The organism is Streptomyces sp. NPDC035033 (assembly GCF_040636735.1).
Lineage (GTDB): Bacteria > Actinomycetota > Actinomycetes > Streptomycetales > Streptomycetaceae > Streptomyces.
On sequence record NZ_JBEZUZ010000002.1, the window covers coordinates 101,536 to 123,941 of the forward strand.

The 22,406-nt window shown below is 76.0% G+C and carries 18 protein-coding genes and 1 tRNA gene; 8 read left to right on the forward strand and 11 right to left on the reverse strand.

Annotated features, from left to right (window positions below; translation table 11 throughout):
• The first annotated feature begins 255 nt into the window (after window positions 1–255).
• Window positions 256–328: transfer RNA gene (locus AB0E83_RS01865), tRNA-Arg, on the forward strand.
• A gap of 94 nt (window positions 329–422) precedes the next feature.
• Here the strand turns inward: AB0E83_RS01865 and AB0E83_RS01870 are convergent.
• Both AB0E83_RS01870 and AB0E83_RS01875 read right to left on the reverse strand, forming a co-directional pair.
• Entirely contained in the window at window positions 423–1,688 is a 1,266-nt protein-coding gene (locus AB0E83_RS01870; RefSeq protein ID WP_362104409.1) for an ABC transporter substrate-binding protein, read from the reverse strand.
• 116 nt (window positions 1,689–1,804) lie between these two features.
• Window positions 1,805–2,188 carry a metalloregulator ArsR/SmtB family transcription factor gene (locus AB0E83_RS01875; RefSeq protein WP_362104410.1) on the reverse strand — a complete coding sequence of 128 codons (384 nt, stop codon included), beginning with the start codon at window positions 2,186–2,188 and terminating at the stop codon, window positions 1,805–1,807.
• A 94-nt stretch (window positions 2,189–2,282) separates the two neighbouring features.
• On the opposite strand from AB0E83_RS01875, the gene AB0E83_RS01880 reads away from it, so the two are divergent.
• Window positions 2,283–4,292 (forward strand): heavy metal translocating P-type ATPase, encoded by a 2,010-nt coding sequence (locus tag AB0E83_RS01880; RefSeq protein WP_362104412.1) that lies wholly within the window; start codon window positions 2,283–2,285, stop codon window positions 4,290–4,292.
• On the opposite strand, the gene AB0E83_RS01885 is transcribed toward AB0E83_RS01880, so the two are convergent.
• The gene (locus tag AB0E83_RS01885; protein WP_362104414.1) at window positions 4,225–4,983 is read right to left on the reverse strand and encodes a TetR/AcrR family transcriptional regulator; all 759 of its coding nucleotides are present in this window, start codon (window positions 4,981–4,983) and stop codon (window positions 4,225–4,227) included. The two genes, AB0E83_RS01880 and AB0E83_RS01885, sit on opposite strands and share 68 nt — an antisense overlap.
• Before the next feature lie 128 nt (window positions 4,984–5,111).
• Between AB0E83_RS01885 and AB0E83_RS01890 the strand changes: the two genes are divergently transcribed.
• From AB0E83_RS01890 to pucL, 3 genes are all read left to right on the forward strand, one after another.
• Entirely contained in the window at window positions 5,112–6,326 is a 1,215-nt protein-coding gene (locus AB0E83_RS01890) for a saccharopine dehydrogenase C-terminal domain-containing protein (RefSeq protein ID WP_362104607.1), read from the forward strand.
• 87 nt (window positions 6,327–6,413) lie between these two features.
• A complete protein-coding gene (locus tag AB0E83_RS01895) occupies window positions 6,414–7,586 on the forward strand; it encodes a winged helix DNA-binding domain-containing protein (RefSeq protein ID WP_362104416.1) in 1,173 nt (390 codons plus the stop codon).
• A gap of 283 nt (window positions 7,587–7,869) precedes the next feature.
• Window positions 7,870–8,790, forward strand: coding sequence for a factor-independent urate hydroxylase (gene pucL, locus AB0E83_RS01900; protein ID WP_362104418.1), 921 nt, complete (start codon window positions 7,870–7,872; stop codon window positions 8,788–8,790).
• A 12-nt stretch (window positions 8,791–8,802) separates the two neighbouring features.
• Here the strand turns inward: pucL and crcB (AB0E83_RS01905) are convergent, their stop codons facing one another.
• Both crcB (AB0E83_RS01905) and crcB (AB0E83_RS01910) read right to left on the reverse strand, forming a co-directional pair.
• Window positions 8,803–9,150 (reverse strand): fluoride efflux transporter CrcB, encoded by a 348-nt coding sequence (gene crcB / locus AB0E83_RS01905; RefSeq protein WP_362104420.1) that lies wholly within the window; start codon window positions 9,148–9,150, stop codon window positions 8,803–8,805.
• Window positions 9,147–9,560, reverse strand: coding sequence for a fluoride efflux transporter CrcB (gene crcB / locus AB0E83_RS01910; RefSeq protein WP_362104609.1), 414 nt, complete (start codon window positions 9,558–9,560; stop codon window positions 9,147–9,149). The genes crcB (AB0E83_RS01905) and crcB (AB0E83_RS01910) overlap by 4 nt, the downstream gene beginning before the upstream one ends.
• Window positions 9,561–10,054: 494 nt before the next feature.
• Here crcB (AB0E83_RS01910) and AB0E83_RS01915 point away from each other — a divergent pair, with 494 nt between their 5' ends.
• Window positions 10,055–11,314: a transposase gene (locus tag AB0E83_RS01915; protein WP_362104421.1), complete on the forward strand. Its 1,260-nt coding sequence runs from the start codon at window positions 10,055–10,057 to the stop codon at window positions 11,312–11,314.
• 108 nt (window positions 11,315–11,422) lie between these two features.
• Here the strand turns inward: AB0E83_RS01915 and AB0E83_RS01920 are convergent, their stop codons facing one another.
• The 4 genes from AB0E83_RS01920 to AB0E83_RS01935 all read right to left on the reverse strand — a co-directional run bounded on the left by AB0E83_RS01920 (window position 11,423) and on the right by AB0E83_RS01935 (window position 17,168).
• The gene (locus AB0E83_RS01920; protein WP_362104423.1) at window positions 11,423–13,468 is read right to left on the reverse strand and encodes a helix-turn-helix domain-containing protein; all 2,046 of its coding nucleotides are present in this window, start codon (window positions 13,466–13,468) and stop codon (window positions 11,423–11,425) included.
• Between the two features lie 155 nt (window positions 13,469–13,623).
• Window positions 13,624–14,637: an AfsR/SARP family transcriptional regulator gene (locus AB0E83_RS01925; RefSeq protein ID WP_362104425.1), complete on the reverse strand. Its 1,014-nt coding sequence runs from the start codon at window positions 14,635–14,637 to the stop codon at window positions 13,624–13,626.
• A gap of 357 nt (window positions 14,638–14,994) precedes the next feature.
• Window positions 14,995–15,462: an anthrone oxygenase family protein gene (locus AB0E83_RS01930; RefSeq protein ID WP_362104427.1), complete on the reverse strand. Its 468-nt coding sequence runs from the start codon at window positions 15,460–15,462 to the stop codon at window positions 14,995–14,997.
• A gap of 122 nt (window positions 15,463–15,584) precedes the next feature.
• Complete coding sequence (locus AB0E83_RS01935) at window positions 15,585–17,168, reverse strand: von Willebrand factor type A domain-containing protein (protein WP_362104429.1); 1,584 nt, start codon at window positions 17,166–17,168, stop codon at window positions 15,585–15,587.
• A 268-nt stretch (window positions 17,169–17,436) separates the two neighbouring features.
• On the opposite strand from AB0E83_RS01935, the gene AB0E83_RS01940 reads away from it, so the two are divergent.
• A complete protein-coding gene (locus AB0E83_RS01940) occupies window positions 17,437–18,222 on the forward strand; it encodes a DNA-binding response regulator (protein WP_362104431.1) in 786 nt (261 codons plus the stop codon).
• An 18-nt stretch (window positions 18,223–18,240) separates the two neighbouring features.
• On the opposite strand, the gene AB0E83_RS01945 is transcribed toward AB0E83_RS01940, so the two are convergent.
• Window positions 18,241–19,134, reverse strand: a complete 894-nt coding sequence (locus AB0E83_RS01945; RefSeq protein WP_362104433.1) for an ABC transporter permease — start codon at window positions 19,132–19,134, stop codon at window positions 18,241–18,243.
• A complete protein-coding gene (locus AB0E83_RS01950; RefSeq protein ID WP_362104435.1) occupies window positions 19,131–21,764 on the reverse strand; it encodes an alpha/beta fold hydrolase in 2,634 nt (877 codons plus the stop codon). The genes AB0E83_RS01945 and AB0E83_RS01950 overlap by 4 nt, the downstream gene beginning before the upstream one ends.
• Before the next feature lie 127 nt (window positions 21,765–21,891).
• Here AB0E83_RS01950 and AB0E83_RS01955 point away from each other — a divergent pair, with 127 nt between their 5' ends.
• Entirely contained in the window at window positions 21,892–22,332 is a 441-nt protein-coding gene (locus AB0E83_RS01955) for a GNAT family N-acetyltransferase (RefSeq protein WP_362104437.1), read from the forward strand.
• Window positions 22,333–22,406: the final 74 nt, after the last annotated feature.

A 22,406-nucleotide genomic window follows, 5' to 3' on the forward strand; every position in this document is an offset into this window, starting at 1 on the left:
AAGCGTATGGGGGCCCTGCGCGCCGAAGAAGGGGAGGGGGCTCGCGGCCCCGGGCATAACGACTGCACAACACCCGCCGCGAGCGGTGCGAAAAGCGCTGCGCGAATCGCACCTGCCTGCGATTATCGGTTCGCTTCACCGAACCTCCACATCGTGCCACGCAGGTGAAGCAACCGGGCCGCGGCGACAAGACCCCTATCCTTGTCCCCGCAAGCCCACCCCACCCACCCGGGCCACCGGCCCCGGGCCCACCGGGCCCCCGTAGCTCAGCGGATAGAGCAGGTGCCTTCTAAGCACTTGGCCGCAGGTTCGAGTCCTGCCGGGGGCGCACGACGGAAGACCCTCCTTCGGGAGGGTCTTTTTGCTGGTCGAGGGGTGTTCGGTGGCCGGTGGCGGGGCGGTCGGCCGTGCGGTCGTGGGCGTCAGCCGGTGCGGAGGGTGCGGAAGCGAGTGGGGGCGGCCGGGTCGCGGTCGGCCACCTGGACGGGGGGCCAGGCCCACTGGTGGACCGGGCTGCCCTGGGGGCGGGTGAAGCGGATCTCGCCCCGGGTGCCCTCGACGGTCACCTCGGACCACGCCCCGGCGAGGGCCCCGCGGTCCGTGCCACGGGCGCGGAGGGCGGCCGCGAGGACGGTGATCGTGTCGTGGCCCTCGAAGGCCACGAAGGAGGGTTCCTCGCCCAGGCGGGCGCGCAGGGCCCGCTCGACGCGGGCGCCGAGGGGGCCCGGGCGCGCGGGGAGGTAGCGGAGGAAGGGGACCGCGGCGCCGTCGCCGCCCAGGAGGGCCTCCCACTCCGCGAATTCCGGCTGCCCGGCCGGCGCGCCGATCAGCAGCCCGGCGAGGCGGGGGTCCCGGCGGACGGCCTTGACGATCGGGACCGCCGGGTCCGGAAAACCGGTCAGGAGGAGGAGCGCGGTCGGTCCCCCATCGGTCGGTCCCCCGCCGGCCTGTCCGCTGCCGACCGGTTCCCCGCCGGTCGGTCCCCCGCCGGCCTGTCCGCTGCCGGCCGGTCCCCCATCGGCCGGTCCGCCGCCGGGCGCGCCGTCCCCTCCGGTCGGTCCTCCGTCCCCTCCGGTCGGCCCGTCCCCTCCGGGCGTCGCGGGCCGCCCCGCCAGGGCGTCGCAGAGTTCCTCGGGGGTGAGGTCGCGGGCGGCGAGTTCGGTGACGGTGCCGCCGTGGGGGGTCAGGTGGTCGCGGAGGAGGCGGGTGCCCGCCGTCCAGTACGCGCTCGGTTCGGCGGCCACCGCGATGTGGGCGTGGCCCGCGGCGAGGAGGAAGTCCGCGTAGACGCGCCAGCCGTGGGACTGGGCCGGGGCCAGGCGCGCCACCCGTTCCGCGGGCCGTTCGGTGAGCGCGTCGAGGACCGCCGAGGAGCAGAGGTAGGGCAGGCCGAGGGCGTCGGCCCGGGCGGCCGCGGCGCGGGCGACGACGCTGTGGTACTCGCCGACCAGGGCGGTCACGCCCAGGCGGTCCAGTTCGTCCACGGCCGCCTCGGCCCGGCGCGGGTCGGCCGCCGTGTCCCTGACCACCAGGTCGAGCGGGCGTCCGTCGATCCCGCCGGCGCCGTTGACCTCCGCGACGGCCAGTTCGAGGCCGGCGAGCAGGTGCCGGCCCGCCTCCGTCCAGCCGGGGCGGGTCAGCGGGGCGAGGGCGCCGATCCGGACGGGGGACGCGGGTCGGGTACGCATGGGCGGGGCCTCCCGGAGGCGGTCGACGGGGTGCGCGGACCGCTCGATTCTCGTCCATGTCCCGCCCTCCGCGGGGCGGTTGCCGGCCGAGGGGCCGCGGGCGGCGCCGCCCCCTGTCAGGAGGACCGGCCCCCGGGGGCCTCGGGGAGGGCGTCGCGGACGCCGAGGCGGAGGTGTTCCACGTGGTACAGGGCCTGGTCGAGGAGTTCGGCGACGTGGTTGTCGTACAGGGCGTAGACGATCGAGCGGCCGTGGCGCTCGCCGGTGACCAGGCCGAGGTTGCGCAGCAGGCGCAACTGGTGGGAGCAGGCGGAGGGTTCCATGCCGACGGCCTCGGCGAGGTCGCCGACCGAGCAGGGGCCTTCCTGGAGCCTGGCGAGGATGTACAGGCGGGAGGGGGTGGCGAGGGCCTGGAGGGTGGCGGCGACGTCGGCGGTGCCGACGGCGTCGAGTCGCTCGCGGGAGGTGGCACCGGTGGTGGTGTCGATTCCGTGGCCCATGCGCCCATCATACGGATGACATATGAAGACCTCTTCAGATGTTCCAGTATGGTGGACGTGTCGATGCCCCCGCCCCGCGAAGGGTCGCTCCGTCATGCCCACTCCCCTGGACCGTCCGACCCGGCAGGACCGGCACCCCTCCCCCGAACCCGCGTCCGCGCCCCCGCCCACGGCGACCCCCGCGCCCCCGCCCCGCCGCCGTACCCGCGCGCTCGCGCTGGCGGAGGTCCGCTGGGCGCTGGCGTCGCTCGGCCTGTTCCTCCTCGCCCTCCTCCCGTACCTGGCCGGCGGCCCCGCCTGGCTGTGGGGGACGCTCTTCGCCGCCTCCTACGCCACCGGCGGCTGGGAGCCGGGGTGGGAGGGACTGAAGGCGCTCCGGGAGCGGACGCTCGACGTGGACCTGCTGATGGTGGTCGCGGCGCTCGGCGCCGCCGCGATCGGGCAGGTCCTCGACGGCGCGCTGCTCATCGTCATCTTCGCGACCTCCGGCGCCCTGGAGGCGGTCGCGACCGCGCGGACCGCGGACTCGGTGCGCGGTCTGCTCGACCTCGCGCCCGCCACCGCGACCCGGCTGCTCGCCGACGGCTCCGAGGAGACCGTCGACGCGGGGCTGCTCGCGGTCGGGGACACGGTCCTGGTGCGGCCCGGGGAGCGGATCGGCGCGGACGGGCGGGTCGTCGGCGGGACGAGCGAGGTCGATCAGGCCACCATCACCGGCGAGCCGCTGCCGGTGGTCAAGGAGACGGGCGACGAGGTGTTCGCCGGGACCGTCAACGGCACCGGCGCCCTGCGCGTGCGGGTCGGGCGCGACGCGGCGGACTCGGTGATCGCCCGGATCGTGCGGATGGTCGAGGAGGCGTCGCGGACCAAGGCGCCCACCCAGTTGTTCATCGAGAAGGTCGAGCAGCGGTACTCGCTGGCCATGGTCCTCGCGACCCTCGCCGTCTTCGGCGTGCCGCTCGCCCTCGGCGACGACCTGACGTCCGCGCTGCTGCGGGCGATGACCTTCATGATCGTCGCCTCGCCGTGCGCGGTGGTCCTCTCCACCATGCCGCCGCTGCTCTCCGCCATCGCCAACGCCGGCCGGCACGGCGTCCTCGCCAAGTCCGCCGTCGTCATGGAGCGCCTGGGGCAGGTCGACGCCGTCGCCCTCGACAAGACCGGCACCCTGACCGAGGGCACCCCGCGCCTGACCGAGCTCCGCCCGCTGCCCGGCAGCGGACTCGACGCCGACGCCCTGCTCCGGCTCACCGCCTCGGCCGAGCACCCCAGCGAGCACCCGCTGGCCCGCGCCGTCGTCGGCGCCGCCCGGGAACGCGGCCTCGTCCTGGCCGCCGCCGAGGACTTCGCCGCCGCCCCCGGCCGGGGCGTCACCGCCACCGTCGACGGCCGGCGGATCGAGGTCGGCTCGCCCGCCCGGCTGCTGTCCGGCGGTGAGCACGCGCGCGTGGTGCGGGAGTTGGAGGAGTCGGGGAGGACCGCGGTGGCGGTGGTCCGCGACGGGGAGCCGGTGGGCGTCCTCGGCGTCGCCGACCGGCTCCGGCCCGACGCCGCCGCGACCGTGGCCGCGCTGACCCGGCTGACCGGCCGCGCCCCGACCCTGCTGACCGGCGACAACGAGCGGGCCGCGCGGCACGTGGCCGAGCGGGTCGGCATCACCGACGTGCGCGCCGGACTGCTGCCCGAGGAGAAGGTGGCCGCCGTGCGCGCGTGGGAGGCGGAGGGCCGCCGGGTGCTCGTGGTCGGCGACGGCGTCAACGACGCGCCCGCGCTGGCCGCCGCCCACAGCGGGATCGCCATGGGCCGGGCGGGGTCCGACCTCGCCCTGGAGACCGCCGACGCCGTCGTCGTGCGCGACGAACTGGCCGCCGTCCCCGCGGTCGTCGCCCTCTCCCGCGCCGCGCGCCGGCTGGTCGTCCAGAACCTGGTGATCGCGGGCGCGTTCATCGCCGTCCTCGTCGCCTGGGACCTGCTCGGCACCCTCCCCCTCCCCCTCGGGGTCGCCGGCCACGAGGGCTCCACCGTCCTCGTCGGCCTCAACGGCCTGCGTCTCCTCCGCTCCGCGGCCTGGCCGGGTCCGGCGTCCGCCCCCTCACGCGCGTGAGGACCCCCGCCGCGCTCTCCAGGAGCATGTCCAGGGCCGTCGGATAGGCGCTGTCCTTCATGCGGGCGACCAGGCGGGGGGCGGTGGCCGCGATGTGCGGGTGGGTGGCGGCGGGGAGGCGGGCGTACGTGGCCTGCCAGACGGCCTCGTCGGCGGCGCGCGCGGTGTGCGGGAGGGCGAGCGCCGCCGCGTCGAGGGCGGCGAAGGCGAGGGCCTGGTCGATGAAGGCGTGGTAGACGCGGGCCGCCTCGGCGTCGGGGAGGCCGGCGGTGCGCAGGACGCCGAGGATCGCCTCGTCGGCGGCGATCTCGTGGGACCGGCCGCTGACCCGGCTGGCGGTGAGGATCGCCGCCTGCGGGTGCGCCAGGTAGGCGGAGTGGATGCGCAGGCCGAGGTCGCGCAGGTCGGCCCGCCAGTCGCCGGCGGGCGTCCAGCCGCGCAGGGCGCGGCCGATGAGCTCGTCGCCGACGGCGAGGAGGAGGTCGTCGGTGGAGCGGAAGTAGCGGTAGAGGCTGCTGGGGTCGGCGCCGAGGGCCGCGCCGAGCCGGCGCACGGTCAGCCCGTCCCTCCCGTGCTCCTGGAGCATCCGCAGGGCGGTCTCGATGTAGAGCCGCTCCGAGAGCACGACCCCTCCCACCTTGACGGGCTTTCTACGGCGGCGCTCCGCCTCCGGCACCACTTTCTTAGCCATGAGCGGCCCTTTCCCCTTCCCTTCCGAGGTTATGTCAACGCCGTTGACCCCTTCCCCGGCGGGCGGCTTTCATGGGCGCACTCCCGGGAACCGTCACGTTCGCGCTGATGAAAGCTGGTTTATCGGTTATGCGCATCCTGCTCGTCGGGGCCGGTGGCGTGGGGACCGCCGTCACCCGGATCGCCGCCCGCCGCTCCTTCTTCGACCACATGGTGGTGGCCGACCACGACCCGTCCCGGGCGGAGGCGGCCGTCGCCGCGCTCGGCGGGGAGGCCGGCGGCCGGTTCGGCGCCGCCCGGATCGACGCCGCCGACCGGGAGGCGGTCACCGCGCTCCTCGAACGCGAGCGCTGCGACGTGCTCCTCAACGCGACCGATCCGCGGTTCGTGATGCCGCTCTTCGAGGCGGCGCTGGCCGCCGGCGCGCACTACCTCGACATGGCGATGTCGCTGTCCCGGCCGCACCCGGAACGCCCGTACGAGGAGTGCGGGGTGAAGCTCGGCGACGCCCAGTTCGAGCGGGCCGCGGAGTGGGAGGAGGCGGGCCGGCTGGCGCTCGTCGGCCTCGGCGTCGAGCCGGGCCTGTCGGACGTCTTCGCCCGCTACGCCGCCGAGGAACTCTTCGACACCATCGAGGAGATCGGCGTCCGCGACGGCGCGAACCTCACCGTCGAAGGCCACGGCTTCGCGCCCTCGTTCTCCATCTGGACGACGATCGAGGAGTGCCTGAACCCGCCGGTGGTCTGGGAGGCGGACCGCGGCTGGTTCACCACGCCGCCGTTCAGCGAGCCGGAGGTCTTCGACTTCCCCGAGGGCATCGGGCCGGTGGAGTGCGTCAACGTGGAGCACGAGGAGGTGCTGCTGATCCCCCGCTGGGTGGACGCCCGCCGGGTGACCTTCAAGTACGGCCTCGGCGAGGACTTCATCCGGACCCTGAAGGAGCTGCGCCGGGTGGGGCTCGACCGCACGGAGCCGGTGACGCTCCCGGACGGGACGCGGGTCTCCCCGCGCGACGTGGTCGCGGCCTGCCTGCCCGACCCGGCCGCGCTCGGCGACCGGATGCGCGGCAAGACCTGCGCGGGCACCTGGGTGAAGGGCGTCAAGGACGGGGCGCCGCGCGAGGTGTACCTGTACCACGTGGTCGACAACGAGTGGTCGATGCGCGAGTACGGCTCGCAGGCCGTGGTCTGGCAGACCGCCGTCAACCCGGTCGTCGCGCTGGAACTGCTCGCCACCGGCGTCTGGTCCGGCGCGGGCGTCCTCGGCCCCGAGGCCCTCGACCCGCGCCCCTTCCTGGACCTCCTCACCGCGTACGGGTCCCCGTGGGGGCTGCGCGAGCAGTGACCGGACGGCGGGGGCGGGCTCCCTCGCCGGCCCGCCCTGGAGGCGGCGCGGGGCCCGTTGTCGGACCCCCGCGCCACAATCGGAGCCATGACCGCGACCGCGCCGCCCCCGCCCGTCCTCACCGCCCGCGCCCTCAACCGGGCCACGCTCGCCCGCCAGTTGCTGCTGGCCCGTGAGCCGGTCGGCGTCGAGGAGGCGGTCCGGCGGGTGGTGGCGCTCCAGGCGCAGCTCCCCGGCTCGCCGTACGTGGCGCTGTGGAACCGGATCGCGGAGTTCGATCCCGCCGGACTGGACGCGGCGGTCGAGGGGTTCCGGCTGGTCCGCTCGACGCTGATGCGGATCACCCTGCACCTGGTGCACGTCGAGGACTACCCGCCGTTCCGGGCGGCGGTGGAGCCGACGCTGCGCGGGAGCCGGCTGCGGGACCGGAGGTTCACGGAGACCGGGATCATGCCGGAGGACGCGGACGCGCTGCTGCCGGAGCTCCTGGCCCGCGCCGCCTGGCCCCGGCGCGGGGAAGTGCTGCGGGCGCGGGCGGAGGAGCTCTGGGGCGGCGGGAGCCTCACCCCCACGGCGTGGCGGCTGCTGCGGCAGTACGCGCCGCTGTGGCACGTGCCGGACGGCCCGCCGTGGCAGTACGGCACCTCCCCCGATCTCGTCGCGGCCGGCCCCGAGCCGGTGGGGACGGACCCGGAGACGGCCGCCGAGGGCCTGAAGGCGCTGGCCCGCCGCTACCTCGCGGGCTTCGGCCCCGCGTCGGCGGCGGACCTGGCCCGGTTCGCCCTGGTGCAGCGCGGCCGGGCGCGGGCGGCCCTGGCGGCGCTCGGCGACGAGGCGGAGGTGCTCGCGGGCCCGGACGGGACGGTCCTGTACGACCTGCCGGGGGCGGCCCGCCCGGACGGCGACACGCCGGCCCCGCCCCGGCTGATGGCGATGTGGGACAGCACCCTGCTGGCGTACGCGGACCGCGGCCGGATCGTCCCGGCCGCCCACCGCAAGCACGTCATACGGGTCAACGGCGACGTGCTGCCGACGCTCCTGGTCGACGGGTACGTCGCCGGGGCCTGGCGGCCGGTCGGGGGCGGGATCGAGGCGGCGGCCTTCCACCCGCTGACGGCCGGCGACTGGGACGGGCTCGCGGCCGAGGCGGCGTCGCTGGGGAGACTGCTCGCCGACCGCGACCCGCGGGTGTACGGCCGGTACGACCACTGGTGGGCGAAGGGCCTCCCCGCGGTCGAGACCCGGGTGCTGCCCTGCTGAGCCCGCCCGCCGGCCCGCGGCCGGCGCCGGTATGCCCCTGACGCGGCGAATGCCCGCCCCGGCGCGTCCCGTACGGGCGGGCCCCGCGGGCCTCCCCCATTGCCAGTCACCTGGAAGCCACTTATCTTCGAGCCACACCTACGGACCGGGATGCTCGTCAGTCCCGGGGCGGTCCGCCGTTCACGGGCCGGACGGCGGGGAGCGCACCACCGCGGGACGCGGGCGCGCTGGACGCCGGGCGTACGGGATATCCGTATCCGCGTACCCGCAGGAGCTGAACCGCATGAGCAAGCACGTCCTGGCCCAGAACCAGTACGGCAAGGCCGAGAACCGCATCGTCAGGATCGCCCGCAAGGGCGGCGAGGACGGCGCCTGGCACGAGATCCGCGACCTGAACGTGTCGGTGGCGCTGCGCGGCGAGTACCGCGACGTCCACCTGACCGGCGACAACGCCAACTGCCTGCCGACCGACACCACCAAGAACACGGTCTACGCCTTCGCCAAGGAGCACGGCATCGCCTCCCCCGAGGCGTTCGCGATCCTCCTCGCGAAGCACTTCGTGACCTCCCAGTCGGTGATCCGCGAGGCGCAGATCCGCGTCGAGGAGTTCGCCTGGGAGCGGATCCCGGTCCCGACCCGCAAGGAGCAGCACTCCTTCGTCCGCAAGGGCCAGGAGGTGCGCACCGCGCAGGTCACCTACAGCGAGACCACCGGCCTCCAGGTGCTGTCCGGGCTGAAGGACCTGACGGTGATGAACTCGACCAACTCCGAGTTCCACGGCTTCATCAAGGACGAGTACACGACGCTCCAGGAGGCCTACGACCGGATCCTGGCCACCAAGGTCACCGCCCGCTGGGCCAACTCGGCCACGGCGGCGGCGGATCCGGAGCACGACTGGGACCGCTCGTACGCCAAGGCCCGCCGCCACATGCTGGAGGCGTTCGCGGAGACGTACAGCTACTCGCTCCAGCAGACCCTGCACGCGATGGCCTGCCGGGTCCTGGACCACGTGCCGACGGTCAACGAGGTGCGGCTCAACCTGCCGAACAAGCACCACTTCCTGGTGGACCTGGAGCCCTTCGGCCTGAAGAACGACAACGAGGTGTACTTCGCGGCGGACCGCATGTACGGCCTCATCGAGGGCACCGTGCACCGCGACGGCGTCCAGCCGGTGATCGCCACCAGCGACTGGATCACCGCCTGAGCGCTCCCCCGGTCACCGCCCGGCCGCCACGCCGAGCCAGACGGCTCCGAGCCCAGCGGCCAGGCTGACCAGCACGTAGAGGACGGCGCGGGCCTTCGCGCCGTCCTCGTACAGCTTCAGCGTCTCGTACGAGAACGTCGAGTACGTGGTGAGGGCGCCGCACAGGCCGGTGCCGAGGAACAGTTGGGCCCGCGCCGAGGCCAGGCCCGCCACCAGGCCGAGGGCGAGGGAGCCGGCGACGTTCACCGCCAGGGTGCCCCAGGGGAAGCCCGGCCCGAAGCGCCTCCTCGCGGCGAGGTCCGCGTACCAGCGCAGCGGCGCGCCGACGGCGGCGCCGGCGACGACGAGCAGCCAGTTCACGCGGGCTCCGCCCGGTCGCGGACGAGGCCGCGCGCGGCGGCGGTCCCGGCCCCGACGGCGGCCAGGGCGGCGAGGAGCGTCCCGCCGAGGCAGAGCAGCCCGCGCGCCGTGTGGCCCGCGTCCAGCAGCCGCTGGGTGTCGAGCGCGTAGGTCGAGAAGGTGGTGAACCCGCCGCAGAACCCGGTGCCGAGGAAGGGCCGCAGGAGCGGGTGCGGGGCGGCGCGGGTCTCGGTGAACAGCACCATGAGGACGCCGAGCAGGGCGCAGCCCGAGACGTTGACGAGGAGGACCGTCCAGGGGAAGCCGGCGCCCGGGACGGGCCACAGGAGCGAGGCCCCGTAGCGCGCGGCAGCGCCGATCGCGCCCCCCGCGGAGACCGCCAGGGCGACCGGCAGCGGACCGCGCGACATCACGGCTCCAGGGTACGGGGGAGCCGTCGGAGCGAGGCGCACGGGCGCGGTCCCGGCCTGGGGCATTAACCGGGCCTGCCCGTGTCGCCTCGCTCCGCGATGGTCCGGCGACGGAGCGCGACGGGTCAAAGCCCGTCCGGCGAGTCTGTCAGTTCCCCTGCGAGGCGTCCGGGAGCTGTCCGGAACCGGTCGCCCCGAGGGTGAGTACCGGCCACCCCGGTCCCGGCGGAGGGGAGGTGGCCGGACCACCGTCCCGGCCCCGGGAGGGGGTGCGCGGAGCCTCCCGGGGGCCTCCGGGGGCCGGTTCCGGGGGCCGTCGCGGCCCCTCCGCGCGGGCCGGAAGCGCAGGTCAGGGGCGGGGCGGTGGTCCGGCCACCATCAGGCGGCCGTTTCGGGTGCCGGGTCCACCTCGTCGGGAGGGGTGGTGACGGGCGACCGTGGAGGGGCAGCGGGAGGCAGCTGCGCATCCTTCGGGCAGGACGGGCAGGAGTGTCGTGAGTACATCCGTCGCAATCAAGCGCGGGCCGGCCGGCGTGGCCGTCCCGCCGACCGTGCCGCGGCCCCGGGTCCGCGCCCTGCCCCGGGCCGCCGCCCCGCGTCCCGGCGAGGACGTCTACACCGAGCTGACCTCCGCCCTCTTCTCCGGCTTCGCCCGCCGCGACCAGCGGATGAAGGCCGAGCAGTACCTCCACGGGCTGCTGACCGCGCAGGGCCGCAAGTCGATCCGGAACATCGCCGCGCAGATCGGCGGTCCGGCGGCCGAGCAGAGCCTGCACCACTTCATCTCCAGCTCCACCTGGGACTGGCAGCCGATGCGGGCCTCGCTCGGGCGGTTCCTGGAGCGCGGCGGGCACCCGCAGGCGTGGGTGGTGCGGCCGATGCCGATCCCGAAGGCAGGCGAGCACTCGGTGGGCGTCGACCGGCGCTTCGACCCGGAGCGCGGGCAGGTCTTCCAGGGCCAGCAGGCGTTCGGCGTGTGGTTCGCGGGCGAGGAGCTGAGCGCGCCGGTCAACTGGCGGCTGTTCCTGCCGGATCCGTGGGTGAAGGACCGCACGCGGCGCGACCGCGCGGAGGTCCCCGACGAGGCCGCCGAGGAGACGCTGGAGGAGTGCGCGGTCTCCGCGGCGCTCGACACCGCCCGCTGGACCGACATCACCCGCAAGCCGGTGCTCCTCGACATCCGGGGCGGCGCGGGCCGGGCGGCGCTGTCCCGGCTCGCGGCGGCCGGGGTGCCGGTGGTGGCGCGGATCGGGACCGGTTCGCGGCTGGCGATCGCGGACCGCTCGCTGCCCGGCTTCGGCGCGGGCCCGCTGCCGGCGGCGCAGATACTGGAGTCCCTGAAGGGACTGCGCAGGCCGGTGAGCTGGGTGGACACGGTCGGCGGCGCGCGGACCTCGCGGACCTCGCTGGCCACCGCCGTGCGGGTCGCGCTGCCCTCCCCCGGCGGGGAGCGGATGCGGCCGCTGATGCTCCTCGGCGAGTGGGACGACCCGCGCCGGGGTCCGGCCCGGGTGTGGATCAGCGATCTGACGCAGGCGACCGTCGGTTCGCTGCTGCGGCTGACGAAGCTGGCGCAGCGGGTGGACCGGGACTTCGCCGCGGTCGGCGAGGAGGCGGGGCTGCGGGACTTCGTGGGCCGCTCGTACCGGGGCTGGCACCGGCACATCACGCTGGCGTCGGCGGCGCACACGGCGACGGTGCTGGGGGCGTCGTGGGAGGCGGCGGGGTACGGCACGGGCCGCGCGGCCGGCTGACCCCTTCCCGCCGGGGGCGCCCGTCCGCGGTCCGCGGGCGGGCGGCCTCGCGCACGCGCGCGTGGCGGGTGCGCACCGGTTTCCGTGACGTACGCGCGCGGGGCGGGGTCAGTCTGCGGGGCCGGCCGCGGGGCGGGGCGGGGCGGTGGCGGCGCGGCGGCGGGCCAGGACCTCGCGGGTGCGCTGGAGCCGCAGGGCGAGCTGGACCTCCAGGACCTGGCCGGGCTTCTGCCAGGAGGGTCCGAGGAGTTCGCCGATGCGCTCCAGGCGGCGGGAGACCGTGTTGGGGTGGACGTGCAGGGCCTCGGCCGCGTTGGTGGGGCTGGAGCCGGAGGCGAAGTACGCCTCCAGGGTGCGGGTGAGGTCGGTGAGCCGTTCGGCGTCGTAGTCGAGGACGGGTCCGATCGCGTTCTCCACGAAGCCGTCCACGTCGTGGTCGTCGGAGAGCAGCATCCCGAGGAAGCCGAGGTCGGCGACGGCGGCGGCGGAGCCCGTGCCGCCGAGGGCGCTCATCGCGTCGAGGCAGCGCAGGGCCTCCGCGTAGAGCGGTCCGACGGCGTCGGGGCTGCCGCCGGGGCCGGCGGCGGCGACGGAGACGGGGTGGCCGAGGAGCGGGGTGAGCTCCTCGGAGACGGCGGAGGCCGCGGCGGAGGCGTCCACGCCGGGAAGCAGCAGCACGATGCAGCCGCCCTGCACGGTCTTGAGGCCGGAGAGGCGGTACGCGTACGAGGACGCCCAGACCACGGCCCGGCCCTGCTCGCCGCCCTCCGGCCGGGCGACCACGAGGACGTGCGGTTTGCGCAGGTCCACGCCGAGGCGCCGGGCGCGCCGGGCGATCTGCTGCGGGGCGTGCGGCGGGTCGGCGATGAGGTCGTCGAGGAGTTCGTCGCGGACGGGTCCCTCGGCGACGGCGGTGGAGCGCTGCATGAGGAGGAGCAGGGCGACGGACTGGGCGACGAGTTCGAGGAGCCGTTCGTCCTCGTCGGTGAGGCCGCCCTCGGCGCGGACCACCAGGCCGCCGAGGTCCTCGGAGCCGGCGATGACGGGGGCGACCCAGACGGAGTCGGCGGCGGGGACGGGGCGGCGGCGGGCGTGGGCGTCGAGGGACGCCTTGGCGACGGCGTCCTCGTCGAGGCCGGGGAAGTCGTCGCTGGCGGCGAGGCGGCGGCCGCCGGGGTCGCGGACCATCACGGTGGCGTCGAGGGCGTCGCCGGCGGCCTTGGCGACGTGCGGGAGGTCGCCGCCGGCGAGGACCAGGTTCATGATCCGGCCGTGGGCCTCGCTGACGTGCCGCATCCGGGCGAGGCTGGTGCGCACGCGCGCGCTGTCCCGTTCCAGTTCGAGGAGTTCGGCGCGGGTGCGGTCGAGGAGGCCGGCCTTCTCGACGGCGAGGGCGGCCAGGTCGGCGAGGGCGCCGAGCAGGGCGATCTCCTGCGGGGTGTGGTCGCGGACCCGGCGGTCGGCGCCGAAGAGGGCGCCGATGACGGAGTCCCCGCTGCGGAGCGGTACGGCGACGATGGCGCGCAGTCCCTCGGCGCGGACGGCCTCGTCCCCGGGGTCGACGACCTCGGCGCCGTCGAGCGCGGCGGCCGGGTCGGGCGCCTCGCCGTTGGAGAACCGCTCGTCGGCCGGGTAGTCGGGGGTCCAGACGGGTTCGCCGGCGCGCTGGACGACGCCGCCGAGGCAGTTGCCGGTGCCGATGCGCAGTCCCACGCTGAGCCCGGGTCCCGCGGCGTCGCCGGTGTCCCCGCCGGTGCGGGAGCCCTCGGTGACGCGGATGTAGCAGGCCCCTTCGGGGCCGCGGAGGGTCACGTACGCCATGTCGAGGCCGAGGAGGTGGCGGGCCCGGCGGGTGACGATCCGGAGCAGGCCGTCCAGGTCGTAGCTGAGCGTCAGATCGCGCGCGGTGTCGGTGAGGACGGCGAGGGAGGCGCCGCTGTGGGCGGCCCGGGCGCGGTCCGCGGCGCGCTCGTCGTGGAGGGAGCGGGCGAGGGTGACGGCCCGCTCCAGCCTGCCGAGTCCGGCCTCGTCGAGTCCGGCGAGCCGGGCCTCGTCGAGCAGGGTCTCGAACTGGCCGGGCGGGCCCTGCCCGGCGAGCAGTTCCAGGACCGCGAGCAGCGCGTCGGCGCCCGCGTCGGCGTCGTGCGTCTCCATGGCCCCACCCCCGTCGTCGAGCTTAAATCGGGCACCTCGGAGGAAACCCGTCCTGACGGCCGAAACTAATTCGGTCCCGGGAGCGGGTCAACGGTGACGTGCGGCACTTCATTCCCCGAGGTCGGGTTCCCGCCACCGGGAGAGCCGACGGGGCGTCAGACGGCGACGGCCACGCCCGTCGTCACCGGTTCGGCGCGGCCGGGCTGCTGCTGGACGGGGACGCGCGGCAGGGCGGAGCCGTACCAGGTGACGGTCGGCGTCCCGTCGGCGGGCGCGGCGGGGGATCCGTACCCGGTCCCGTGTCCGGCTCCGTCCCCGAAGACGCCCCCGGCGAAGGAGCCGGGGCGGGACGCCCGGCCGGCGGCGCCCACGCGCGTGTGGCGGAGGGCGAGGACCGAGTGCTGGAGCCTGCGGAGGCGAGCGGAGGGCTCCATGCCGGTCTCCCGGTGGAGGGTCGCGCGCAGCCGCTCGTAGACGGCGAGGGCCTCCTCGTGGCGGCCGCAGCGGAGCAGGGCGACCATGAGGTGGGCCTGGAGGGGTTCGTTGGTGGCGTAGCGGGCGGCGAGGCCGGGGAGTTCGGAGAGGATCTCCTCGTGCCGGCCGAGGCCGAGCTGGGCCTCGACCCACTGGTCGAGGACGCTGAGCCGGGCGCACTCCAGCCGCTCGATCTCGCGGAGGAGGCAGGGGCCCGCCGCCACGCCCGCGTAGGGCTCGCCGCGCCAGAGGGCGAGGGCCTCGCCGAGCCGCAGCGAGGCGCGGGTCAGGTCGCCGGCGTCCATGGCGCGGTAGCCGGCGCCGGCCGCGCGCTCGAACTGTCCGATGTCGTGGACGCCGCCGCCGGTGTCGAGCCGGTAGCCGCCGGGGAGCGAGACGAGGACCGCGTCGGCGGTGCGCCGCTCGGCCCAGCCGCCCGGCACGCCGTCCGCCTCGGACGCGTGGAGGGCGCGGGCGATGAGGGCGCGCAGCTCGGCTATGTGGGTCGCGAGTTCGGTCCGCGCGCCGCGGGGGGCGCCGGAGGGCCACAGCTCCTCGGTGAGGACGGTGACGGGGACGACCTGGCCCGCGAAGGCGGTGAGCAGCGCGAGCACCTGGCGCGGCGCGGCCGCGGTCGGGGCGATCGAGACCCCGTTCTCACGGACCGACAGTCCCCCCAGGATGTGGACGTCCACGATGCCCCCTCGGTGTGTGCGCAGGCGGATCCTGGGTTGATTAAAAAAAGACCCCCCGTGTCATGTCAATAAGAAACCGGAAGGTCTGGAATCCGGGTCCCTGAAATCGGGCTCATTCACCCTCTTTGAGGGGATATAAGGACGGCACCTTTCGGCCAGAGGCCGGAAGTCGATGCATGCCAGCAGCATGTTTCGGACTCGGTAGTTTGGTTTTGAAGGTTCCCTTCGGATGCGGAGGGGGTGATCTTCGACGAGATCGCGCCATCCTCGGAGCCAAGCGGACCCCCCGGTCGGTTTCCCCGCCGGGCCCGGGCCGGCCGGCGCGGGCGCCCGGCCCGGCCGGCGGCGGCCGCGGGTTCAGCCGACGGCTGCCGCGGTGAGCAGACCGAAGGCGGCGAGGATCAGGGCCGTACGGATCCGGTGGTAGGCGTTCCAGCGCGGCTCGAAGGCGGCGCGGCTCGCGGCCGGGTCCTCGTCGGGCCCCTCGGCGGCGGCGAGCGCGGTGTTGAGGGGGACGTTGCCGACGACGGTGACCAGGTGGTTGAGGACCGCGCAGACGAATCCGGCGAGCACCAGCCAGCGCTGCGCGCCGGTCCGGCCGTCCACCGGCACCAGGTAGGCGGCCACGGGGAGGACGGCGGAGGCGAGGAAGACGGTCATGAAGACCGCCCTGGGCACCGCCTCGTTCACGCGGCGCATCGCGGTGACGAACGCGGCGTCGGAGAGGCGGCCCAGGGCGGGCATGATCCCGGTGAGGAAGACGAGGAGGAAACCGGCGTAGAGGCCGGTGCTTCCGACGGCGAGGGCGAGCAGCAGGGTGGCCATGGGGTCATGATGCCCGCCCCTCCGGCGGAGGGGCCCGTTCCCCTCCGCCGGCTCCCGCCACGCGCGCGTGGCGGGGACTGGCAGGCCCGGACGCACGGGCCGGTGCGTCCGGGCCCGACGGCTCAGGCGTACGGGTCGGCGGAGGTGAACTCACCCTCCGGGGCGGGCTGTTCGCCCATCAGCCGGTCCGCCTGGCGCACCGCGTCGGCGAGCTCCCCGACCACCGCGGAGCCGGAGCGGCCCCGGATCCCGTCGGCGTACGCGGCCAGTTCGGCGAGGCGCGGCGCGCCCGGCAGCGAACCGCCGCGCAGCGCCTCCGCGAAGTAGGCCGAGATCGCCGAGAGTTGCAGGCTGTCGTGACCGGTCCCCCAGAGCCCGGCGTGCAGCGCGCCGGACTCGACGGTGCCCGAACGCTCCTGCGGGGAGCGGGATTCGGGGTCGAGCCAGCGGACGGTGGCGGTGGCGATCCGGCCGCTCGCGCCCGGTCGGGTCTTCACCGCGTACAGGGCGGTGACGGTGTGACCGGCGCCGACCTCGCCGCCGTCGACCCGGTCGTCGCGGAAGTCCTCGTCGGCGACCGCGCGGTTCTCGTACCCGATCAGCCGGAACCGCTCCACGGTCGCCCGGTCGAAGGCGACCTGCGCCTTGGCGTCCCGGGCGCGCAGCTCGACCTGGGCGGGCAGCTGGTCGACGAAGACCTTGCGGGCCTGCTCCTGGGTGGAGACGTACGTGGTCTGGCCGTCGCCCCGGTCGGCGAGACGTTCCATCAGCGCGTCGCCGTACTCGCTGCCGACGCCCACCCCGAAGAGGGTGATGCCGTGCTCCCTGCGCTGCTCCTCGACGCGGCCGAGGAGGGCGTCGGCGGACGTCTCGCCGGTGTTGGCGAGGGCGTCGGAGAGCAGCACGACCCGGTTGACGGCGCCCTTCCGGTGTCCCTCGGCGGCGACGTCGTAGCCGGTGCGCAGGCCGGCCTCCAGGTTGGTGGAGGAGCGGACGGCGAGCGAGTCGACGGCCTCGCGGACCCGCTCGCGGGCGTCTCCGAGCCGGGTCATCGGCAGCAGGGTCTCGGCCCCGTCGCTGAAGGCGACCAGGGCGACCGAGTCGTCGTCGCGGAGCTCCTCGGCGGCGAGCCGCAGGGAGTGCTGGACGAGGCCGAGGCGGCCGGGCCCGCTCATCGAGCCGGAGACGTCGACGACGAAGGTGAGGGCGGCGGGCGGGCGTTCGCCGGCGCGGTCCGCCTCCCGGGTGGCGAGCCCGACCCGGACCAGCGACCACCCCTCGGCCCCCGTGCGGGCGCCGTCCACGGTGACGCTGAAGCCGTCGTCGGCGGGGCGCGGGTAGTCGGGGCGGAAGCTGTTGACGAACTCCTCGGGGCGCACGGTCGAGGCGTCGGGCAGCCGGCCCTCGGCGAGCGCGCGGCGGGCGTAGCCGTAGGAGGCGGTGTCGACGTCGAGGGCGAAGGTGGAGAGGTAGTCGGGGGCCCGGCTCGGGGCCCGCTGCTCGCCCTCGGGCGCGTCCGTGGCCCCGTCGGCCGGGGACGGCGCGGCGGTGCGGCTCCCGTCGGGGAGCAGCGGCGCGGCCTTCCCGCGGTCGCCCGACGTCCGCTCCGCCGTGCCGCCGGAGCAGCCGGCGAGGACGAGGCCGGCGGCGAGCGTCCCGGCGAGGACGGCGGCGCGGATCCTCCTCGGTCCCTGAGGTCGTTTCATGGTCGACTCCCCGTTTCTGTACGGAACTCGTTCCGGGCGCGGGTCGGCGCCGGGCTCGGCGGGAGCCGCGCCCGGCTCCTGCGACTGTGACGAACGGACGGGCTCCGCGGACCCCGCGAAGGAGTTGCGGATGGATCTCGATGTGGCAACGGAGACCGGAACGGGGGGGCAGTGGCATGGAGACGCCAGGTTTGTCCACAGGGGTTGTCACCGTGCGGATTCGCATGAGTACATGGAGTGGACATCGATCGGGCGGGGGTGGTCAGCGGTGGCAGAGAGCGCGGGCTCCGTGGTGCTCGCCCGTTCGGCGATGAACCGGGCCGCGACCGAGGGACAGCGGCCGGCGGGGCGCCCGGTCCGGGGCGCGCGGCGCATCAGCGCGGCGCTCGCCGGGCTGGCCGCCTCGACCCGGTACGAGCTGTTGACCTTCGACGATCCGGTGGCCTCGGCGGACCGCGCGATCCCCGAGCCGTTCCTGGAGCTGGCGGGAGCGTGCATGCGCGCGGCGGCGGAGCGGGCCGGGGAGGTGCGGCGGATCGTGCCCCGGCACGCGCTGCCCCGGCTGGAGGACGGGCCGCGGATACCCGGGCGGGCGCGGTGCGCCGACGCGATCCCGTTCAAGCTGATCGTGGTGGACCGGACGGTGGCGGCGGTCCCGCTCGATCTGGAGCTGCTGTACAACGGGCTGCTGCTGATCCGGGACCCGGTGGTGGTGCAGGCCCTGGTGCGGGCGCACCACGCCTTCTGGGCGGCGGCCGAGGAGCTGGGGCGCGTCCCGCCGCCCCGGCCGGCGAGCGGGCCGCCGGAGCAGTTGCGGCCGGTCCTGGAGGCCCTGTTGTCGGGGCTGACGGACGAGGCGGCGGCGGCCCGGCTGGGCATGTCGGGGCGGACGTACAGCCGGCGGGTGGGCGAGCTGCTGGCCGCCCTGGGGACGACGAGCCGCGTGCCCGGCGGCGCGGGCGGGGGGCGGGGGGGGGGGGCGGGGGGCGCGGCGGGGCGCCCCGGCCCGCCGGCGGCGGGGGCCCCCCCCCCCCCTCGGAGGGGGTGGTTGTGAGACCGGGCGGGCCGGGGTCTACGACACGATGTCCTTGCGGGCGAAGCCCCGGAAGGCGAGGGCGAAGAGGACCAGGGCGTAGGTGACGGAGACCGCCGAGCCCTGGATCATGCCGCCCCACTCCAGCCGGGGCTGGAGGGCGTCGATCCAGGCGAACTGCCAGTGCGCGGGGAGGAGGTCGCGCCAGTCGCCGAGGGCGGTGACCGCGTCCAGGACGTTGCCGACGATGGTCAGGCCGACGGCTCCGCCGACCGCGCCGAGCGGGGCGTCGGTGCGGGTCGAGAGCCAGAAGGCGAGGCCCGCGGTGACCAGTTGGGAGACGAGGACGAAGGCCGTGGCGATGCCCAGGCGGAGGACGGACTCCCCCGCCGGGAGCGAGCCGCCGGCGGGCAGCTGGAGCGGGCCCCAGCCGTAGGCGACCGTGCCGGCGGCGAGGGCGAGGAGCGGGAGGAGGAAGAGCGCCGCGGCACTGTAGCCGAGCGCGACCGTCAGCTTGGCGGCGAGCAGCCGGGAGCGCGGGACCGGGGCGGCCAGCAGGTAGCGGAGCGAGGACCAGCCGGCCTCGGAGGCGACGGTGTCGCCGCAGAACAGCGCCACGGGGATGACGAGGAGGAAACCGGCCGAGACGAAGAGGCAGGTCGCCGCGAAGTTGGCGCCCGAGGCGGTCGCCGTGTCGATGAGGGTGATCCGGCCGCCGCGGTCGTCGGCGTCGGGGCCGCCGATGGCGAAGGCCACGATCAGGACGAACGGCAGGGCGGCGAGCACCCCGGCCATCACCAGGGTGCGGCGGCGCTTCCACTGGCGCAGGGCCTCGACGCGCAGCGGCAGGGTGCGGCCGGGGCGGTAGCCGGGGGCGAGGGCCTCGGGACCGGAGCCGGGTCCGGGGCGGGGGCCGGTGGCCGTCGCGGTCATGCGGATCCTCCGATCAGGGTCAGGAAGGCGTCCTCCAGGCGTCGGTGCGGGCCGACCCCGGTCAGCGGGACGTCCAGGCGGACGAGGTCGCCGATCAGCGCGGTCGCGTCGGCGGGGGCGTCGAGGCGGACGAGGAGGCCGTCCTCGGCGCGGACGGCGGAGGCGACGCCCGGCAGGACGGCGACCTTCTCGACGAGCGCGTCGGGGACGGGCGCGGCGAGGGTGACGAGCAGGGTGTCGCCGGCGCCGGTGATCTCGGCGACCGGCCCGGCCTGCACGAGCCGCCCGCGGTCCATGACGACGAGGTGGGTGCAGGACTGCTCGACCTCCGCGAGGAGGTGGCTGGAGACGATGACGGTGCGGCCGCCGGCCGCGTACCGGATCATCACCTCCCGCATCTCGCGGATCTGCGGCGGGTCGAGCCCGTTGGTGGGTTCGTCGAGGATGAGGAGGTCGGGCAGGCCGAGCATGGCCTGGGCGATGGCGAGCCGCTGCCGCATGCCCTGCGAGTAGGTGCGGACGGCCCGTTCGAGGGCGCCGCCCAGGTTGGCGATGCGCAGGGCCTCGTCGAGGTGGGCGTCCTCGGCGGGGCGGCCGGTGGCCTTCCAGTACAGCTCCAGGTTCTCCCGGCCGGTGAGGTGCGGCAGGAAACCGGCGCCCTCGACGAAGGAGCCGACGCGGGAGAGGACCGGGGCGCCGGGGCGGATCGCCTGGCCGAAGACGCGGATCTCGCCCTCGTCGGGGGTGATCAGGCCCATCAGCATGCGCAGGGTGGTGGTCTTCCCCGCCCCGTTGGGGCCGAGGAGGCCGAGGACCTGGCCCTGTTCGACGCGGAAGGAGAGCTCGCGGACCGAGTACCGCTCGCCGCCCTTGTACTTCTTCGACAGGCCGGTGATCTGGAGGGGCACGGCGGCGAGTCCGGGGTCCGGGGCCGGGGTCGCCGTGCGGCGGCGGGCGGTCAGCAGGAGCGCGGCGGCGACGGCGAGGCCGGCGAGCGGCAGACCCCACACCCACCGGGGCAGGGCGGCGGCCTGGGTGGCGACGGCGGGGGCGGTGGGCACGGTGAGGGGGCCCTCGACGGCGACGGTGTAGCCGGCGGTGGCGGCCGGGGAGGCGTAGCCGAGGTCGGTGGCGGAGACGACGAGCCGGAGCCGGTGGCCGGCCTCCACCTCGTGGTCGATCGCGGGCAGGGTCAGGGTGACCGGCCGGCCCTTCGCGGCGTCCTCGACGCGGACCGGGGCGACGAGCTGGGCGGGCAGCACCTGCTGACGCCCGTCGGGCCCTACGTCGTACACCTTGGCGAAGAGGACGGCGGAGCCGTCGGCGGCGGTGGAGGTGACCTTGACGCGGACGGTCGGGGTGCCGGTGATCCGGAGCGGCGCGGTCTGCGGGGCCGCGTCGAAGCGGGCGTGCTGGCCGGGGAAGTCGAGGGCGAGGCCCACGCCGAGGGAGGAGGAGAGGCCGGAGAGGCCGCCGCCGAGGCCGGGGACGGCGGAGAGGGCGGGCGGGGCGCCGCCCGCCGGGTTGGTGAAGCGCTGCGGCGGCCCGGCGAGGGCGAGGTCGCGGGTGCCCTCGCGGAGCCCCGGGTAGCGGTCGGCGGTGGCGGCGCGGAGGGTGGCGCGGCCGTCGGTGGAGTCGACGCCGCCGGTGCGGCTGACCCGGAAGGCGGGGCCGGTGTCGACGGAGGCGTCCCGCTTCAGCCAGCGGTCGAACCAGGCGCCGATCCGGTCCTCGACGCGCCCGGCCTCGCGGTCGCCGCCGTCGTGGCCGCCGGCGGCCCAGTCGACCGCCACCGGGGCGCCGTTGGCGGCGAGGGCGCGGGCCATGGCGTCGGACTGGTCGAGGGTGAAGAGGGAGTCGGTCTGGCCCTGGACGATCAGGGCGGGGACCTTGATCCGGTCGCCGACGGCGGAGGGGCTGCGGGCCTCCAGGAGCGCGCGGGCCCCGGCGTCCGGCACGCCGGAGACGGCGACGCGGTCCTTGAGGGCGCAGACCTCGGGCGCGAACCGGCCGCAGGCGTCGCCGCCCGGTCCGGTGCCCATCGAGAAGAGGATGCCGGACCACAGCTTCTTGTGGACGCCCGCGGGGAAGAGGGCGTCGGCGAGGTTCCAGTAGGCGATCTGCGGGGCGATCGCGTCGACGCGCGGGTCGTGGCCGGCGGCGAGGAGGGAGATCGCGCCGCCGTAGGAGGCGCCGGTGACGCCGACGCGCGGGTCGCCCTTTCCGTCGAGCAGCACCTCGGGCCGGGCGGCGAGCCAGTCGATCAGCCGCCGCACGTCCTTCACCTCGTGGTCGGGGTCGTTGAGCCCGATCCTTCCCCCGGAGGCGCCGAAGCCGCGCGCGGACCAGGTGAGCACGGCGTAACCGTCCCGGGCGAGCCGTTCCGCCTGGGCCCGGACGTCGTCCTTGGAGCCGCCGAAGCCGTGCCCGACGAGCACGGCGGGCCGCCGTCCGCCCCCGCCGGCGGTGAAGTACGAGGTGTCGATCCGCACCCCGTCGAGGGTGAGGGCCCGGTCCTCGCGGTGGACGGGCGGCGGGTCGTCCAGCGCGGCGGCGGTCCAGGCGCCCGCGCCCGCGAGGACGGCGAGGGCGGCGGTGGCCGCGGCCCACCGGGGAAGTCGGAGTCGCATGCCCCCGAGCGTAGGCGGGCCGGCCGTGCGCGGGGGCGGCCCCCGGACGGAGTTCCGCGGCCTCCTGGAGTCGTACGCGGTACGGTCCGCGTACAGCGGTCGCGGTACGCGGGGACCTGGAGGCGGCATGGGCGGAGCGGGCGGTTTCGAGATCAGGCCGGCCCGGACGGTGGCCGAACTCCTCGCCGCGGAGCACCTGTACGACGGTCCGGCGCGGCCGGAGTGGGCGGAGCGCTTCCTCGCCTCCCCCGGTCACCTGATGCTGATCGGGTACGCGGCCGACGGCACCCCCGCCGGCTTCGTGACGGGCGTCGAGATGGTCCATCCGGACAAGGGCGCCGAACTCTGCCTGTACGAGCTGGGCGTCGACGGGCCGTACCGCCGCCGCGGCCTCGGCCGGGCCCTCGCGGAAGCGCTCGTGGCGGCGGCCCGGCGGCGCGGCTGCGCGGGCGTCTGGGTCCCGGTGGACACCGACAACGGCCCGGCCCTGGCGACCTACCGCGCGGCGGGCGCGGCCGACGAGGGCGTGTGCGCGATCCGCGCCTGGTCCTTCGCCCCGCCCGCCTGAGGGGGCGGGGCGCACGCCCGACGGCCCCCGGGGCGCGGTGCTCCGCGTCCCGGGGGCCGTCCCGTGTTCCGGCG